Annotated in this window: 13 protein-coding genes; 1 reads left to right on the top strand and 12 read right to left on the bottom strand. The window is 34.3% G+C overall.

All coding sequences use genetic code 11. The annotated features are described in order from the left end of the window. Positions 1-216: 216 nt before the first annotated feature. The 12 genes from CRO04_RS06420 to CRO04_RS06365 all read right to left on the bottom strand — a co-directional run bounded on the left by CRO04_RS06420 (position 217) and on the right by CRO04_RS06365 (position 16,043). Positions 217-1,110: a glycosyltransferase family 2 protein gene (locus tag CRO04_RS06420; RefSeq protein WP_097003401.1), complete on the bottom strand. Its 894-nt coding sequence runs from the start codon at positions 1,108-1,110 to the stop codon at positions 217-219. Positions 1,111-1,312: 202 nt separating this feature from the next. Continuing rightward, positions 1,313-1,891: an acyltransferase gene (locus CRO04_RS06415; RefSeq protein WP_097003400.1), complete on the bottom strand. Its 579-nt coding sequence runs from the start codon at positions 1,889-1,891 to the stop codon at positions 1,313-1,315. Between the two features lie 44 nt (positions 1,892-1,935). Next, positions 1,936-3,180 (bottom strand): nucleotide sugar dehydrogenase, encoded by a 1,245-nt coding sequence (locus CRO04_RS06410; RefSeq protein ID WP_097003399.1) that lies wholly within the window; start codon positions 3,178-3,180, stop codon positions 1,936-1,938. Between the two features lie 57 nt (positions 3,181-3,237). Beyond that, a complete protein-coding gene (locus CRO04_RS06405) occupies positions 3,238-4,527 on the bottom strand; it encodes a glycosyltransferase family 4 protein (protein WP_097003398.1) in 1,290 nt (429 codons plus the stop codon). Between the two features lie 850 nt (positions 4,528-5,377). After that, positions 5,378-6,511: a hypothetical protein gene (locus tag CRO04_RS06400; protein ID WP_097003397.1), complete on the bottom strand. Its 1,134-nt coding sequence runs from the start codon at positions 6,509-6,511 to the stop codon at positions 5,378-5,380. A gap of 1 nt (position 6,512) precedes the next feature. Next, positions 6,513-8,042 carry a lipopolysaccharide biosynthesis protein gene (locus CRO04_RS06395; protein ID WP_097003396.1) on the bottom strand — a complete coding sequence of 510 codons (1,530 nt, stop codon included), beginning with the start codon at positions 8,040-8,042 and terminating at the stop codon, positions 6,513-6,515. Position 8,043: 1 nt separating this feature from the next. Further along, positions 8,044-9,156 (bottom strand): glycosyltransferase family 4 protein, encoded by a 1,113-nt coding sequence (locus tag CRO04_RS06390; RefSeq protein WP_097003395.1) that lies wholly within the window; start codon positions 9,154-9,156, stop codon positions 8,044-8,046. Continuing rightward, positions 9,153-10,250: a glycosyltransferase family 4 protein gene (locus tag CRO04_RS06385; RefSeq protein WP_097003394.1), complete on the bottom strand. Its 1,098-nt coding sequence runs from the start codon at positions 10,248-10,250 to the stop codon at positions 9,153-9,155. Before CRO04_RS06385 ends, CRO04_RS06390 begins: the two co-directional genes overlap by 4 nt. 13 nt (positions 10,251-10,263) lie before the next feature. After that, positions 10,264-11,007 (bottom strand): glycosyltransferase family 2 protein, encoded by a 744-nt coding sequence (locus CRO04_RS06380; RefSeq protein WP_242974360.1) that lies wholly within the window; start codon positions 11,005-11,007, stop codon positions 10,264-10,266. Beyond that, entirely contained in the window at positions 10,997-12,394 is a 1,398-nt protein-coding gene (locus tag CRO04_RS06375) for a sugar transferase (protein ID WP_097003393.1), read from the bottom strand. Before CRO04_RS06375 ends, CRO04_RS06380 begins: the two co-directional genes overlap by 11 nt. Further along, positions 12,394-13,971 carry an O-antigen ligase family protein gene (locus CRO04_RS06370; protein ID WP_097003392.1) on the bottom strand — a complete coding sequence of 526 codons (1,578 nt, stop codon included), beginning with the start codon at positions 13,969-13,971 and terminating at the stop codon, positions 12,394-12,396. The genes CRO04_RS06375 and CRO04_RS06370 overlap by 1 nt, the downstream gene beginning before the upstream one ends. 416 nt (positions 13,972-14,387) lie before the next feature. Then, complete coding sequence (locus CRO04_RS06365; RefSeq protein WP_097003489.1) at positions 14,388-16,043, bottom strand: cell wall-binding protein; 1,656 nt, start codon at positions 16,041-16,043, stop codon at positions 14,388-14,390. A 468-nt stretch (positions 16,044-16,511) separates the two neighbouring features. Between CRO04_RS06365 and CRO04_RS06360 the strand changes: the two genes are divergently transcribed. Then, a complete protein-coding gene (locus CRO04_RS06360; protein ID WP_097003391.1) occupies positions 16,512-18,338 on the top strand; it encodes a phosphotransferase in 1,827 nt (608 codons plus the stop codon). The last annotated feature ends 70 nt before the right edge of the window (positions 18,339-18,408 follow it).

Raw genomic sequence — 18,408 nt, 5'->3', positions numbered from 1 at the left:
TTAACTAGTATTCTTTTAAAGCTTCATCTGCCAACTTATAATTTACAGTTCACACAGTACTTATCATTTAAGAAATTTTCAGGTCTGTATATATACAGGATTATGACACCACTTTTGATCAATCGTCACATAAAGTTTTCTAAATTTGTCAGCCAACTTTCGGTAACGACTAATATAGCGACTGCAAAAACATTCTTTAATAAAAGAAGGGCAAAGCTATACTTTATTAGGTGAGTTTGATTTCGCTTCTAATGCACCTTGTTTTTCTATGACAACTCCTAATTTTTCACACTCATACAATTTAACATCCACAAGATATCTATACCAATATGCCTGTAAGAACGTGTAGATTTTTCCTTCTATACCATCCAGAAACCCTAGGCAAAAATAATATCTATAAATAAAGTAAATGTGCGCTCTAATAAACTTCGGTAAAAAGTAGTAACCATTGCTCTTAATCAAACGTTTTATCTTTGCTTGTGTGGATGTGACAGTCCCGCTCAGAAATTGATCTTTATTTTTTTTCATCTGTAGGTCTAACACCTCCTTGTTGGAATACCAGTTATGTTTATTTATCCACCATTCAACGTTCTTGTTATTGTTATCGCTGAAATCATTCTTAAACTGTACAACCTCTCCATCAGTGATAATAAGATGTTCATCCATCATCTTTATTTCAGACATACCATGTCCAACGCGAAAAATTCGCAACAATAATTCAGGATACTTTCCACCATGCTTCAACCAACGTCCCATGAAATAGACCCGCCGACGTAGAATAATTCCATTCACATTATTAGGTAGCTTGTCTAATTTTTTCTCAATTTCAGTTGCTAATTCTGGTGTAAACTCCTCATCAGCATCAATCTTAGCAACCCATTGTGTGTTAAGATTGATGTTCTCAAGAGCCCAATTGAACTGTGCAGCATGATTCTCAAACGGATGTTCAAATACCTCTGCTCCTAGTTCTTTTGCCTTTTCAACGGTATCGTCTATGCTATAACTATCTATAATGACCACACGTCTCGCAATACTCTTGAAAGAAGATATGCACTTTTCTATATTCTGTTCTTCATTCTTTGTCAGGATAATAATAGTTAAATCTACCATGAAGTATCACCTCCTAAGTTTGTAGCATAATATCAATCACTTTGAAAAATACAATTTTAAGTGTGGTTACAAAAGGCTTCATTTCAAGAATATTTATATTTCCGAAAGCCTTACAAAAATCAAAGAAGCAAAACAAAGACAGCCCATAGTCAAATTCCATAATGTTATATACTATTCTTAATACATTTATTTCAACTTATGATTAATCTTTTAACTTCTTTATCACTTTTGCCGGATTTCCAGCTATTACACAATTGGCTCCAAACTTTCCTGCAACCACAGCTCCAGCCCCTACAACACAACCATCACCTAGAACAGTGCCTTTCAAAATAATACTATTACAACCAATAAAACAGTTTCTACCGATGTGTATCTCTCTGCTCATAATCATATCACTATCGCCACCATTCACATCACTTAATAATTTCAATCTCTTTTCTGCATCAATGGGATGGAAGTCATTATCCAAAATTTTGCAGTTTCCTCCGATTGCGGTGCTGTCACCGATATATATACCTTTACGTGCATAAATAGTCGCACCAGAAATGCCTACATTATCACCAATAATAATTTCAGCCCCTGGTGTTCTCGTAACAATAATGGTACGACTGTATATTCCCACCAAGTTGCTTAAAAAACTACTTTTAACTGTAACATTGTCACCTATCCTTAACTTTGCACCAGACTTATTAAAGATAACCGGAACTCCCTTCAACTTAAGTTTTTTTCCATATTCAATATTATTCAATTTCATAACAATCTTAAACCAATTACAGTTCATAGTGAGTCCTTTCTAGTGAACAATATTACTATCGCTTCCTTTATCTAATCTCTCCGGAAAATATCTCTCGTATAAACTTTTTCCTTCACATCATCCAGACAACTATCATACCTATTTGCAATTATAGCAACGGATTCCTTCTTGAACTCAGCCATATCATTTACGATCTTACTTCCAAAGAAAGTCTCACCATCTTGCAAAGTGGGTTCGTAGATAATTACCATAGCACCCTTCGCTTTAATTCGCTTCATAATTCCCTGAATAGAACTCTGCCGAAAATTATCGGAATTGCTTTTCATAGTTAATCTAAAAACACCAATCACAACCGTTTTTTCTATACTTTTACAGTACTGGTTATCTTTCTCATAGCTATAATATCCAGCCATTTTAAGAACACGATCAGCAATAAAATCTTTTCTTGTTTTGTTGCTCTCAACGATAGCAGACATCATATTTTGCGGTATATCCGCATAGTTCGCTAACAATTGTTTCGTATCTTTCGGTAGGCAGTAACCACCGTAACCAAAAGAAGGATTATTGTAGTGTGTACCAATTCTTGGATCTAATCCCACTCCTTGTATAACGGCCTTAGTATCTAGCCCTTTCATCTCAGCGTATATATCCAATTCATTAAAGTAAGATACTCTTAAAGCAAGATAAGTATTAGCAAACAACTTGACTGCTTCTGCTTCTGTGAAGCCCATAAATAGTGTATCAATGTTTTCTTTCATAGCACCCTCTTTAAGCAAGTCCGCAAAAGTATGAGCTGCTTCTACAAGTCGCTTATCTCTCATATCTGTTCCCACGATAATACGGCTTGGATATAAATTATCATACAGTGCCTTTGACTCTCTTAAAAACTCTGGACTGAAAATGATATTTTTATTTCCAGTCTTCGCTCTTATTGACTCTGTGTATCCAACTGGAATAGTACTCTTTATAACTATGATGGCATTCGGATTTATTTCCGTCACCAGTTTGATGACGACTTCAACAGCCGATGTATCAAAATAATTTTTATGACTGTCATAATTGGTTGGAGCTGCTATAACAACAAAATCCGCTGTTGAGTACGCCAAATTACCAGCCAGAGTAGCGGTCAGGTCAAGTTCCTTTTTTGCCAGATAATTCTCAATATATTCATCCTGAATTGGAGATCTTTTGTTATTGATAAGTTCTACTTTCTCCGGGATTATATCCACAGCCATAACATGATTATGTTGCGCTAACAATATAGCTATTGAAAGACCAACATAACCGGTACCTGCCACTGCAATTTTTTTATACATGATGCTCCCTTCCTAAATATCTACAAAATTTATTTTTAATATTAAAGCCATATGTAATTAGAGTTTCAATATCTCCTCAGCATATTTAGAGATGGACTTTTCTCTTGTAAGGTTATTTAAAAGATACTCCCTGCTTCTTTTCCCCATCTTCGCCATTTCTATAGTACCAGCGTGTCTGATAAACCAGCGAAGGTTCTCTTCCACCTTTTGATACTCACCAGGCGTACAAACTAGCCCACCATTTGTTTCTTCAATAATGCATCTTATCTCACTACCCTTTTCCAGCACGCCAAGCACAGGTTTTCCGACTCCAGCTATGCCGTAATATTTTGACGGACAGCTAACACCTTTTATGCCTTTAGCATTAACACACCAATGAATATCTCCAGCGTTTAAAGAATAAATGAGATCTTCTTTTTCCTGATATGGAATGAAGATAACATTTGTCATATTATGGTCAGCCACGTATTGCTTCATAAAATCCAGTAAGGAGCCGGCACCAATAAAGGCGAAAATTACTTCTCTACCATTCAGATACTTCTCACTAGGGGGAGTAACCGTATCTGGTTTAAACTTCTCTACAACCTTTAGCAAATTCATAAGATCATAATAGTGACCAAGATTACCTGAATAACAAATTACAAACTTATCAGTCAGTCCATACTTTTCCTTGAATTTGACTAAACGAGGGTGTTTTACCTCCAACGGATAAATTTCTTTCTCATCAATCCAGTTATTAATTAGTACCACTTTAGGCATGTGCTTAAGATTTTTTCTAAAACGCTTCTCCACCGTTTCAACTAAATCGCGGCCTACAGTAATAACAAGATCAGCTTGCTTACAGGAAAAATCATCTAACTTACCTAACAACCACAATAACGGTCTGCTTTTCAGATAACCAACCGCTATAATTTGTTCAGGGTTAAAGTCCTGAATTTGATAAATCAATTTAGCCTTCTTAAGTTTCCATTTTCCATACACCCCAAGCAATCCACCAAGCACTGGAGGTTGACTTACGGCCAAAACATAATCTTGCCTGCCAATCTTCTTAGTTACACCCATTGCTCTGAAGAAATATGCTGCGATATTTTTAATGCGACTCATTTTATTTGTCTTACTGAAATCAGGTACGCGAACCCTAATTATATTCACGCCTCTTATTTTTTCAAAGTAATAATTCTTAGTTTTATATTTATCTTCAATTTTCCCACCATAAGATGGTATTACACAGATAACTGTAACATCAAACTGGTCTTGGAGACCTTCTGCAAGTTCTGCCAAAATTTGACCAGTGGATGCCGTATCTGGTATGTAATAATGAGCATAAATTAAAAGTTTCTTCTTCAAATTATCACCTCCTATTCCAGAGAAAAATTAAATATTTTTTTGTAATTATATCTCTGACTTCTTAGTTTCAAATTAATTAAAGTACGTATTTGTATTAGTACGGGAAATTTATATTTTTTTAATTCTCATATATAATAAATTCAAATTTTCTTTATTATTTTGCCATACTTTCCTATGTTCATCAAACTTGGCTCTCTTTCTTTATCTTCAAGAAAATGGACCTACTCCGTACTTTTGGATAAGACATAAACTTGGCTACTGACCTTTTTAACTGTAACAATAACTTCAACCAAGTATGATACCCACTTATTTATGCAACCCAGCTTATTGATTTTCTAAACTCAGGCTCTCCTGAGCCTCCATTCATACTATTGACATTTTCTATGAAGTAATTCCATGATTTACGCTTAGCTTCTATAATACTCACTGTAAACCGATATTTTGCAAATGGCAGTTGCTTTAGATAAGTTTAGAAAACCTTTCGCTGGTTCCACTAACAAATGACACTTTAATACCATATTAGATATAATCTAATGGGCATATTCTAGCAATCTCTTCATTTCTTTCATTCGCCCTCCTACCTCTCGTTATTTCTACGATCACTGTTATATACATAACTCTCGTAATAATATAACGAATTCCATCGAATTGATTAAATGATATTTTTTTATTAACCTTAGTCATTTATCCCTACATCATAATTATTGAGTTCCTGCTTTGGGTCTTTAGCCAAAATCCTAATAATATTAAAAGACTACACGTTACGACAAGAAATTAACACTCCCAAAATAGCAATTAAAAATTGAATCAAAAAATAATAATTAATAAATCTTAGCCAAAGACCACTTTTCTAATCATAATGAGATATTACATTCTGTGTCCTATAAGTTTTAAAAATACCATCAGCAATATATAAAAGAATAGGATTCCAGGTTATATTAACAGGTGAATATTCCATAAATGCATATATTGACATGGTTGCTAATAGAATTAAAACATAATACTCTTGATTTTTCCAATAATAAAAAGCACTTACTAAATAACTTAAAATACAAATTATAAAAATAAGAACACCAAAATTTATTAGAAGGTTAATATACGCATTGTCAACATAATATTGTTGTTTCCATGATTTATCTATAGACCCAAAAAAATTAATACCTGAAACACATACTGCATTATAAGACAGTTCTATTCTTCTAGTGAGGTATTGATTTAGATTATCTAGATAAGCAAAATGCTTCCGATACATCAATAAAAATACACAACTTAGAGATGCTATACATAATGGTATGAACAAGTACAACAACCCCAACACTTTTCTAACTTTATTGCTATTCACAGTAAATAGCATAAGCAAAAATACACATAGTATAATATACGTTAAAATTCCGGTGCGACTAAAAAACATATTATAAAATGCAACCATGGCGAAAGACATCAGAATATAATGATACCACTTTATTTTATTTTTATAAACTGCCACAACCATTAAGCTTATCATCAAAATATGGTTGTAAGCACTGTTAGGGTTAGAGAAACCAAAATCATAAATTATCTGCCTTATTCCACTTTTTGATGCCGTGAAATATTTTCCTGGTAATATTTTCAACCAAGAAAGTCCCATACGAACCGTCACTCCTATTATGTATACAAATAATGTATACTTAAGCGCTCTTCTGGTATCTACATCCTTGCAGCCAAATATAGTGATAGTAGTTATAATCAAAGATTTTTCTCTAGTCCTAAAAAAAACATAACCTAACAATGCTATAAACAACATCATAATAATGATTTCATACTTCTCATAATCTGTCAACCATACTTTTACTGCCAAAAATACTAGACCCAATAAAAAACATAATTTATAAATAATATGATCCGATGATATTCCCATTGCCACACAACCAGCCAGTGGCAAAAAGTATGCCATAAAAAACCAATCTTTATATGGTTTAAATTGACTTCTTAATTTCCCAAACATACTACACCTCTTTCTGTCTCTTAATAAATTTCATAAGTATGTTCCAAAAATATTTCATTTCACTGCCCCTTCCAAAAAAAGCAATCAAGAAAGCATGAAAGATTCCTATTGATATCAGACCAGAAAAAATAATTGTTACCATTAGATTTCCTATCGGTATCATGGATATCCCAAACTGAACCATCCACATACAAAAAACAACAGTCATGAGATGTTTTAGTGTTTGACGAATATAGTCCAACCAACTCATATTGAATAAAGGTTTGCATACATATTTGGGGTAACTGTAAAAATATACAATCCCTGAACTAACAATGGTTCCAATGAATACCCCTGTAATCCCTATCTGATGCGCCAATACCAACGAAATGATTACATTTAATGATGCTTCTATCACTGGTATGTACCGGTCCTCATGATAAATCCCGGCAGCATCCTTAAATGTAAGTATAGAAGCTCTCATCCCCTCCTGATAAAAATTAACTACTAGGAAAAATAGTGTAATATTTCCAAAGAGATACTTTTCTCCAACCCACAAACAAATAAACGGCTGCATAACTGAATAAAGAACAACCGACACACAACCAAAAAACCAAAAATTCAAAAAATCAATCTTTCGATATGTTTCATATCTTTCACTTTTATTACTATCCAGTAAAAAATTCCCAACGCTTGAAGTAAGTGTTTCAAAAACCTTATTCAATAGTGCAGTTATTCCTCCTATAATCAAATGATAATTAGTATACAGACTCATTTGCAGAATCCCTAATACTCCTGTTATTACCAGACTGTCACTTCCTGTTATAAATAACCTTCCCAAACGGTGAAAGAGTAAAGCTTTTATCTTTTTAAAAATATCATTTCTTATATCATTCGCTAAAGGCAGTACCTGCCTGTTCCCAGTAAAAGAATAATGCTTTTTGATATACACTGATATTGTTATATTCTCTATAATTTTACATATGGTCTTTAATAATAGAAACAGTATGAAACTTTGAAAATACACAAGAACAAAGATCTGTGCTGCATTTTGTAATATATAATAAATAAAGTGGATTCCATCTAATACATAATTTAACTGATAAGCATATAACAGTGATTTCTTATAGGAAAGAAAGTAAGATACCAGGCAGTCAAATAAAAAAAGCAAGAAAATCAAATATATATTATCGTTAATAACAACATTCCCAACAATTACTGGGATGAAACCCAAAAGTACACAGCCTATTATTAAAACTACAATTGAAATTAAGATATAGCTGTTTCTATAAAATCTCAATAACGAACAGATAACATCATAATCAGCATTAGCTGCCGGACGATACAAGTGATAGATTATCGCGCTCCCAATGCCAAGGTCTGTTAATGACATCATAGATATGACACTGGTAAACAGACCATTAATACCATTGTAATCGGAGCCTAATTTCATGATTAGTATCTTTTGAACGATAAATGCTGTCACTAATATAATGGCATTTGTTGATAATGTGACAAATACATTTGTTATGGATCTTTTGGTTCTTTGCATGTCAAGATCCTCCATTCATGCATTTTTTCCATTTATTTATAATATCAATATGCTGCAGCGCCATTTTCTCAATTGTAAAGTTATGAGCTATTTTTAGAGCGTTTGCTCCCATCCAGATACGCTTCTTATCATCCTGGAACAACCTCAACATTCGCTCTGCCATAAGATCTACGTTTTCAGGGTCAATCAGATAACCATTTTTATCCTCTTCAATCAACTCAATAGAAGCATTTGCTTTTACAGAAGCCACGCACGGCAGACCATATGACATCGCTTCATTAAGCACCAGTCCCCATATATCTTCTCTCGTCGGAAACACAAAAATATCGGCAGCTCTATAATATAAACTCAATTGTTCTTTTTTCATAAAGTCCAGAAAGTGTACATTTGATGCAGAACTCATATCTCTTAATTTACTATACTCTGCTCCCGCATGGCCTCCGATTAATAATACGCCATATTCTTTTGGGATCTTTCCTGCTGCCTGAATCAAATAGTCAAATCCTTTACGCGGGATGTACTGTCCTACAGCAATAGCAACTTTGCTCTCCATTATCCCTAACTGCGCTTTTAAGCATCGCTTTTCTTCTTCATTCGGATGTGACACTTGCTTTTCTGATACAGATGAAAACGAATATTGATATATATAATCAGCGTCAGCTCCGTAATACTTCAGATACTTATCTGTCTCCCCACCACTGCTCAACCATGCTGATGCTAACCCAATATAATGCGTTTTGATTTTTCTTATAAACCAGGTATCAGACTTAATAAAACCTCCATCTGCATTCATAAAGAAAGGGATTTTGCGAAGCTTCATATATTCCATGGCAAACATATAAGTCGGAGATGAGTATCCCCCTAAAATGATCGCATCATAATCTTTTTTTAAGTATTGGATCACTCCTGGGCAAAAACTTGCATCAGTTCCTATTTTTTTTCCTTTCAAAAATACACCTTTAAAATTACGGATTTCTTCTGCCTTCCACCGCTTGTCCCTGTCTGAAGCGTTTGGCCGTTCAAACAGAACGGTAAGTTGACAATGCTTTCCTAACTCATTAAAAAAATCAACTCGGTATGGAGATGGGATATTGTTTAAGTATAGTATCTTCATAATAAATCCTCAAACACCTTATATAGTTGAGCTGATATAATGCTTTTGTCATAACAGTCAATTAATTCTTTCGCATTGTTAAGATTAAAGCCTTTTTCTATAACCTCTAACATTAATTCAGATAAGACACGATCATCTTCTGCCGGCTCGTAATAAAACGCCTTGTTACGTGTAACCTCCGGCAGGGAGGTAGACTTAGAAGATATGGTTGGTTTACCTCTTCCCATCGCTTCAATAGGCGTCATTCCAAACCCCTCATATAGTGAAGTCGTCACATACAAACTGCAGTTTTCATAAAGCCAATCAAGCTCTTCACTTTTAATATAATCAGTAAAGAGTATTCGATCTGAGATATTCTTTTCCTTCAGATATTCCTGTATTTTCTCCATTCCATTCCCTTTACATCCTACAATAACCAACTGATGTGGAATCTTAGCATGAATTCTCTCAAATGCTCGCACTAATGTTATCATATTCTTATGTTTCTGGATAGAGGAAACACTTAATATATATGGCTGGGATATCCCCTTCGGCTGAATTGACTGATTTCTGTCAAAATCAACTGGATCATAAACTGTCTGAATCTTATCTCCGCATTGATCACCATAAAATTCAAGTAAACTATCCTTTACGTAATTAGATATCGCTATGATTCTATCCGCTTTTTTTAAAGAATGCGAATATCCCAAATTAAGATACCAGCGTTTAAGAAAAGAAAAATATTCCGGATAAAATTTATATTGAATATCGTGAGGATTAACCACTACAGGAACGCCTAAGATGCGGTAATATCCACTGGTGTAGGTTGGATAATATAGCACATCAATCTTGTACTTTTTTACAAGCCGAGGCAATATAAATGTCTGAAACCATGTTGTTCTTACTTTATGGCTTCCTCCCATCCGATAACAAATAAAGCGACATTCCGGAAATAGCATTTTATAATCCTTGTGTATATCTTCATGAACAAAAAAAATAAATTCTTTTATTTTTCCATTAATAATCCAGCCACGTATCAGATTTTTTATACAAGACTCCGTACCACCATTTGTGTGATCTGGGCGTATAAATGATAAATCCACTCCTACTGTCATCTTGTCCTCCTCATCAGGCTGCAAAGTATTTAACGGTTTCCATCAATAAACACTCAAATATATACCATTTGCTATAGCCATTATCCCGGTATATCTTATATCGCTCATTAAAACGTCTCCAGGCATCTTTTACGTTCTTTCTATTGCTGATACCCCCAAATGTAAAGTTAGCTAAAACCTTATTGCAGATAACGATCTTACGCCCACTTCGCCTGATTCTTAAAATCAAGTCCCAGTCATCATAAATTCCCCGGCATGCATATCTGAAATTCTGATATGTTTCTTTTGTAATAAATGTGGTGGGGTGATTCCAGTCCCGCGAAGTTACATAATTCTGCAGCTTAGCTTTTTTTATCATCGTTTTGCCTTTACGCAAGATTCTAATATCTGCATAAAACATATCAAATCCATACTTTATATAATACTCTATCATAGTACTGACTGCACAGCTTTCATACCAATCACCACTATTGATTAACCCGATCAGATCACCGGTTGCCATTGATATTCCTTTATTCATCGCGTCATAGATACCCTGATCTGGCTCTGATATTGCCCTAAACTCAATTCCTTTATTTTCAAAGCGTTCTTTAAATTTAGCGATAATTTGCATAGTACTATCAGATGATTTTCCATCTACAATAATATACTCTATATTACTATAATCCTGATTCAAAACAGATTCCATTGTATTTGCTATTACTGACTCACTGTTATAGCATACTGTTATGATAGAAACCTTGCACTCATTCATCATATTCTTTATCTTCTTTCGATTCGCTGAATTGTTTTTCCATTGTGCATGAAGTTTCTTCATCAAATCCCTCTGTACTATCTTTTATCAGAAGAATCTTGACCGTTTTAAATAATATTTCAATATCAAGCAATAATGAATAATTCTCGATATACATTAAATCCAACTTTAATTTATCATACGCCGTAGTATTATACTTTCCATATACCTGTGCATAACCAGTTAATCCGCCTTTTACCTTTAGACGATATATAAACTCTGGGATCTCTTTGTTATACTCCTGTACATGCTCCACACGTTCTGGACGAGGTCCCACTAAACTCATCTGACCCATGAGTATATTAAATAACTGGGGAAGTTCATCTATTCTTAATATCCGAATAATCTTCCCGACCGGGGTAATTCTAGGGTCATTTTCCTTAGCAGGAATAACACTCCCATTCTTTTCAGCATCAACCACCATACTTCTAAATTTATATATTTTAAAAATTTTTTTATTGATTGTATAACGGTCTTGGACAAATATAATGGGACCATGGTCATAACATTTAATGACTATTGCTGTAATTAGCATAACCGGCGATGAAACAATAATAGCTGTTAATGAAATGATGATATCCATAATTCTTTTAAGGAATAATTGTTCTATCGTCAGCGCACTACTTCGTGACAGGAATAATGGAGTATCAAACATATGAAGGCACTCTGAATTTTTAAGTAATATATCAGATAATTTTGGAATGGTATAGGTTCTGATGGATCTGCCATAACAATACTTTAAGATCTTATTCCTTTTTTCTGTTGGTATATCACCAATTATAACTCCATTATACAAGTTTATTTTTTTTATTATTTCATGAAATTCATCTTGTATATTTACGGTTTCTGCTACAACAAATCGATCAGTCCTATTATTTAGCTTGTCTATAAAAGCGCTAATAGGTCTATCGCCATATATAAGTAGCACCTTTCTGGGAGGATATATTTTCTGATATACTTTTGTTATTATATTACTCCATATAATTATAACAACTAATTCTACCACTGTAAGAACTAATAATGGATAAATGGTGTGTAACGATTTAATAACTAACGTACCAATAATATACATTACAATATTGCTGAATAAGCTAACCAAAAAATGAGAATATATTAAATTTGATGCTTTTGTTACACCAACATTAAAACCGCCATATATATATCCAAATATTATCAACACAATACCATATACGCAAAACAACATCCAATTACCCAACCGATAATATGGTATCTGCATTAAATGATTATAATATGTACACCAAACATAATAATACATAAACATCTCGACCATATATAAGATTAGGCATGCAGTTATACGTACCAGACGTTTATATTGTTCCAAATTCTTCATTAAAAATGATTCTCCTTAGAGGTTCCAGATAAATTCCAATTAATCTTAGCTAGCCCTGAGGCTAACAAAACAAACATTATAGGTGCAACGATAGGAACACTAATATTAACAAATGCTTGGACTGAATAACATAAAACTGCAAACATTATAGAAATGGCATAAATATTATCTTTGGATTTATTTATTAAAGCTCTTATAGATGAAGCTATAAATACTAAATAAGATATAAGACTTAAAGGTCCCATCGTTATAAAGTACTGCAAATACTCATTATGTGCGCTATCGTATGTTTCATTATACTTTTCAGCCATCTCCTTATAATCATTAAAATGAGTTATGATTCCATAAGTATCAGGACCGTAACCAAATATTTTATGTATAGGAGAAAAACGATTATAATTTTCCATTCCTATTCTCCAGTTAAACCCCCTATGCGTTCCCCAATCATCATTAAACAATAAGTATTGTGTTAATGACCCATACCTGTCTTTATTCAATGCTATATTTATATCATACATCGTAAAAAGTATCACTCCAACTATAACTAACAGCAACGCTAGCCATATATATCTCCATATCATACCCAAATTATCGTTTTCGCTTTTGAACCAATATTTCACAATATATGCTATGGCAGTAATGCAAATCATAAATATCAAAAGGACCTTTAATACAGTTAAAGGAATATGATCAATAATCCCCTGCATCTCCAAAACCTTATCCGGAAAAGCTTTATTAATATTTATAATCATATATATAACACTTAATAATGTTGTTATAATAAGAAAGTATCTTCTAAGACCTCGTTTAGTACCAAACAAATATAGTGGAAGGAATCCAAATAATGTCAAAAGGGAAAGATATGAATTATCACTAAGTCCCATTATTATTGCAAAAAAGCTACAAACCATGCAAAAATAGTATAATATAATTTTCCAGTGTGTTTCTTCTGTAGAGAACATGACCGCTGAAACTGCCATTATTAACGCCACATAAGAGGTATATGTATTTACGTTTCCAATAGTCGACATAAACATATTGTATTGAGTAGGTGCTATGTTAACTTTAAAACCCAAAATATCTAGTTTATAATAATCTGTTATTCCAAGACAACATACTAGAAAGCCAGAAAAAAGAAACAAATATAATATCCAGTTTTTAAAATGCAAGTACCTTATTATAAACAATGTACCAATCGCATACAAAATCAAAGTAAAAAGTCCTGTGTATCTACCTTCATTTCCCCAAAATGATTCATAAAAAAAATCTGATTGTATGGTTGATAATATAGCTATAATTAAAAAAAATAATATGCTTAATTCTGGCATAGTTAATTTTTTAAATATATTATGATAGGTAAATTTCATTCTCTTGTTCATAAATGCATCTGCAATATTATTAACAATTATAAAACACAAATATATTGAAGTTATACTATAATAAAATTGATACTTAAATGTTAGCATATCAAAATAATAATCATGAAAAACTAATGGGAAAACACCTAATATAATGCAAACATAAATTATTGACGCCAAGTTATTTCTTTTTAATCTATTTGATGAAATATTTTCCATTTTACCTTCTCCTATATTTATGCTTAGTTTAGTATAACATTTTGTAACTAATTAAGCAACTTGACATCATTAATATTATATTGACAAAATTTTAATTTTTTCCCATTATATCTATTTTGTACCTAATATTGAGATAATCTATAAAATATTCTATATTGAACATGGAAATTTATTGGCATATCAACGAACAGCATAATATCATTGCTTTATTTTTGGTGAAATTTCGCCTGTAATCTTACTAGTCATATCCCCGGACAAATTATCCCATGCAAATCATGAAGATGGTCATCAGTATCTCTAGGATATTCCTTAACACAGATTCATCACACCATCAAAGAGCAGATAGATGATTTTAAGCATACTCAACACACAAAAAGGTGGGACTCTCACGAATCCCACCTTTTGTTAACTAAATATTAGTTTTCTACAAAAACAGTCTTGATTACTTCATTCTTTACAGAATAGCATGTGTCATTACCATCTTTAGCTTTGTTCTTGTTTTTCTGAACAGAACCAGTAGTATTAACCAGCTTATACTCTACATCAGCTAAAGGAGCGATGTTGTAATATTCTGTATAATCTTTTACTAACTTTGTGCTATCAACGCTACGAATTCCTTCGTTTTCAGCATCAGCAAGGAACTGGTCTGTTGTTAACAGAGTATACTCAGTATTTTCTTTTCTTTTATCGATCTTAACAACAGCATATTTATCGTCCTTATCAGCCTTTAACAACATACCGGCACCATAGTACTTGTTGTTGTCTTCGCCAGTCTTACCAGCTCCCTTATAGCTTCCAGATTTATTGAATAAGAAATCACAGGAATCTCCATCAATGTCAACTGTCTGCTTAGAAGTCTTCATAGCTCCGTCATTTCCATCGCCAAAGTAATATACACGATATTTGCCTGCAATAATACCATTAATTGACTCTTTGAAATGATCCTCTGTATCGTATGGAAGAGCACCGTCATCATCTAAGATTGTTTCAACTTTCTTTCCATCAGTTTCAACAACTAACAGACCATCTTTCATTCTGCCGTAGTTATCAAATAAATACTTCTTACCATTGATAGTCTTGATCTCAGATGTTACGATATCGCCATCGCCATCTGCATAGTACCAATAAGAAGAATCATCGTCATATTTATCCTTCTGTAAATTCTCATCAGGTACAACTTTGAACCATCCTTTGGTAACTCTAGCGCCATCTTCTACAGAATTGAAATACTTGAAGCTTGATGAGTAAGTTGCATTACCCTGTGTAGATGTAGAAGGTGATGCATCAAAAATTACCCATTCAGCATTCATACGGCCATCATAATCAAAGCTGTATTTCTTGCCATTAATTCCTTTTCCGTCTTTGTCAGAGATCTTCTTACCGTTATTCTGGAAATAGAACCAACGGCTCTGATTCTCATCATCAAAAATATTATTGCTAGAATAGCCAGCCTTTGAGCCAGATTCCTCATAATCCTCATCAACGATATCAAGTAATCTCCAGCCGATAGACTGTGCACCATCGTTCTCGTCGCCTAAGTAATATAAGCCGCCTTCTTCAGTTTTCCAAGCAGCATCGCCTGTAACTCTCTCGCCGTCTTTGTTTACCCAACCATACAGCATCTTACCTTCGTCATCGAAAATATATTTCTTTCCGTTAACAGTTTTGAAAGATGCGCTTGAGCTGTTAGTTGAGCTCTTATATGCTTTACCATTGGATCCGAAGTAATACCAATAATTAGCTGGCTCATCTTCGTTATCTCCATCATAATCTTCATTCTCGATGGAAACCCATTTGTTGGTTACCATGGAACCATTATCATCTACATAGTAGTAGTTGTCATTGTATTCAACAACAACATCGGTAGCCATCTCGCCATCTTCATTTAAGTAGAACCAGTTGTCACCAGATTTTTCCCACTTCTCTGTCTCTAAGTCTCCGCTCTTGTCATAGTACACCCATGTACCGTTTTCTTCCTGCCAGCCAGTAGCTGCGAAAGAGGACATGGAAGCGCCTAATGCCAGCAGTGCTGCTGTAGATAAAACAGCAACTAATTTAGTCTGCTTTCTCATAATTAATGCACTCTCCTTTTTTCTTTTTGAAATACTTTCTGAAATTCCTAATAGCATTACGAGGTAATTATACTTCCTATAATGGAAATTATCAATACTTTTTTTACTTTTTTTGCATAATTTGCATATTCAAAAAAATATTAACAATTCCGGAAGAAGCTATCAATTCCTCCATCACATGGAACAGTATAATACATTTTTTGTAAAAATGCTATAACATTTATCTGTTCATTTTCTTACATAAATATTACGAAATGGTTTTTTTTAGGATAAATTGTTTTTTTAAAATACATAAGCCGTTTTTTTCTATTAAAATCACTGTTTCACCCTCAATTTCTGCTTCTTTTACGCGGTGAATGCTATCTTGATTTTTACCAGTTCAATGGTATAATGTTCATATTGAATACATGCTATTATATTTTTGAACATTCGATTAAACTTAATATCTTATATGGAGGTTATACATCTATGAATCGTAACGTTATTATCTGCCGCCTTGTTCTGGAGAACCCGGCAGTCACTCAAAGAGAGATCTCACAGGAGCTTATGGTTTCCCTTGGTACAGCAAACAGTCTGGTAAAGGACTGCATAGAAAAGAATTTAATTGCACCTGGTAAAGAAAATGAATCCTATGAACTGCTTCCTGCAGGACAGGCTCTTCTAAACAATCACAAGGTGGATGGTGCCGTAATTATTGCCGCCGGCTTCGGATCCCGCTTCGTTCCGCTAACCTTTGAGACACCCAAAGGACTTTTAGAAGTGTTTGGCGAGCGTATGATAGAACGCCAGATCAGACAGCTGCACGAGGCTGGAATCTTTGATATCACAATTGCAGTTGGCTATCTGAAGGAGAAATTCGAATACCTTATCGATAAATATCAGGTTAAACTTCTTTATAATCCGGAATATTCTAAAAAGAATACCCTGGCTACCATCTATCACGCCATGGATTTATTTAAAAATAGAAACATGTATCTTCTTTCCTCTGATAACTGGATGCGCCACAACATGTATCACGCCTACGAAGGGGGCGCCTGGTACTCTTCCTCTTATATGGAAGGGGAAACTTCTGAATGGTGCTTTGACTTTAATAAGAAGGGACGCATTTTAAATGCAACGGTCGGCGGTCAGGACAAATGGGTTATGTACGGACCTGTATATTTTTCAAAATCATTCTCAGAGCAGTTTCTGCCGGTTTTGGAAGCCTATTATCAGCTTCCTGGAACTGAGCAGTTCTATTGGGAAAATGTCTTAATAGAAATGCTCTCCGGAGAGGCAGGAAAACGTCTTCCCGATCTTCCTGAAGCCGGGCGTGAGATTGAAATATATATTAACCGGAGACCGGCTGATGAGGTTTATGAATTTGAGAACCTGGAGGAACTGAGGCTTTTTGATATCAAGTATCAGCACCGTTCTGACAACGAAGCGCTTGAACTGATATCTAAAGTTTTCTCTGTTAAGGAATCGGAAATCACGGAAATCCGCTGCTTAAAAGCGGGTATGACCAATAAATCCTTTTTATTTAAAATCAAAGGACGGCACTATATCTGCCGGATTCCAGGTCCAGGCACAGAGCTGCTGATTAACAGACAGCAGGAAAAAACGGTCTACGATGCACTCTCTTCCTATGATATTACAGAAAAGGTGATTTATTTTGACGGAAAAACAGGTTATAAGATTGCGGAGTTTTATGAAGGTGCCCACAACGCCAACCCGGACAGTTTTGAGGAAATTGGACGCTGTATGGATCTTGTACGGGAATTTCATAAATCAGGGATTAAAGTTTCCCACAGCTTCGATTTTCAGGAACGAATTGAGTTTTACGAAAACCTCTGCAAACAACATGGCACCATTCCTTTTGAGGATTATCCGGAAGTCCGCAGTCATATGTCTGAGCTGTTAAAGAGATTAGACAGCCTGGGACATCAGAAAGTTCTTTCCCATTTAGACACAGTTGTGGACAACTTTTTAATTCTTGCTGACGGCAGCGTCCGTCTGATTGACTGGGAATATGCCGGAATGTGCGATCCTCTTGTTGATATTTCCATGTGTGCAATCTATTCCTATTATAGCGAAGAGGAGACAGACCGGCTCATTGAACGGTATCTGGGACGGACTCCTGACACCGAGGAACGGTATACGGTTTATGCTTACATGGCCCTGGGAGGCTTCTTATGGAGCCTTTGGGCAATCTATAAAGCCTTTCTGGGGGAGGAATTTGGTGAATATACCATAATCATGTACCGGTACGCCAAAACCTATTATAAAAAATGCATCGAACTTCCAAATTTTTGACATTTTTGGAAATTTGTCTGCAAATCGTAATAAAATGTTTAGGTATTATGAACAGCACTATGATATAATG

This window comes from Lacrimispora amygdalina, assembly GCF_900205965.1.
GTDB lineage: Bacteria > Bacillota > Clostridia > Lachnospirales > Lachnospiraceae > Lacrimispora > Lacrimispora amygdalina_A.
Note: the sequence above shows the minus strand (reverse complement) of the source record. Positions and strands in the feature narration are given on the sequence as shown.

Coding starts and splice junctions, on each gene's coding strand:
- CRO04_RS06365 (WP_097003489.1), bottom strand. CDS start 16,043: ATGAGAAAGCAGACTAAATTAGTTGCTGTTTTATCTACAGCAGCACTG.
- CRO04_RS06380 (WP_242974360.1), bottom strand. CDS start 11,007: ATGATGAATGAGTGCAAGGTTTCTATCATAACAGTATGCTATAACAGT.
- CRO04_RS06395 (WP_097003396.1), bottom strand. CDS start 8,042: ATGCAAAGAACCAAAAGATCCATAACAAATGTATTTGTCACATTATCA.
- CRO04_RS06415 (WP_097003400.1), bottom strand. CDS start 1,891: ATGAACTGTAATTGGTTTAAGATTGTTATGAAATTGAATAATATTGAA.
- CRO04_RS06400 (WP_097003397.1), bottom strand. CDS start 6,511: ATGTTTGGGAAATTAAGAAGTCAATTTAAACCATATAAAGATTGGTTT.
- CRO04_RS06370 (WP_097003392.1), bottom strand. CDS start 13,971: ATGGAAAATATTTCATCAAATAGATTAAAAAGAAATAACTTGGCGTCA.
- CRO04_RS06360 (WP_097003391.1), top strand. CDS start 16,512: ATGAATCGTAACGTTATTATCTGCCGCCTTGTTCTGGAGAACCCGGCA.
- CRO04_RS06385 (WP_097003394.1), bottom strand. CDS start 10,250: ATGACAGTAGGAGTGGATTTATCATTTATACGCCCAGATCACACAAAT.
- CRO04_RS06420 (WP_097003401.1), bottom strand. CDS start 1,110: ATGGTAGATTTAACTATTATTATCCTGACAAAGAATGAAGAACAGAAT.
- CRO04_RS06375 (WP_097003393.1), bottom strand. CDS start 12,394: ATGAAGAATTTGGAACAATATAAACGTCTGGTACGTATAACTGCATGC.
- CRO04_RS06410 (WP_097003399.1), bottom strand. CDS start 3,180: ATGTATAAAAAAATTGCAGTGGCAGGTACCGGTTATGTTGGTCTTTCA.
- CRO04_RS06390 (WP_097003395.1), bottom strand. CDS start 9,156: ATGAAGATACTATACTTAAACAATATCCCATCTCCATACCGAGTTGAT.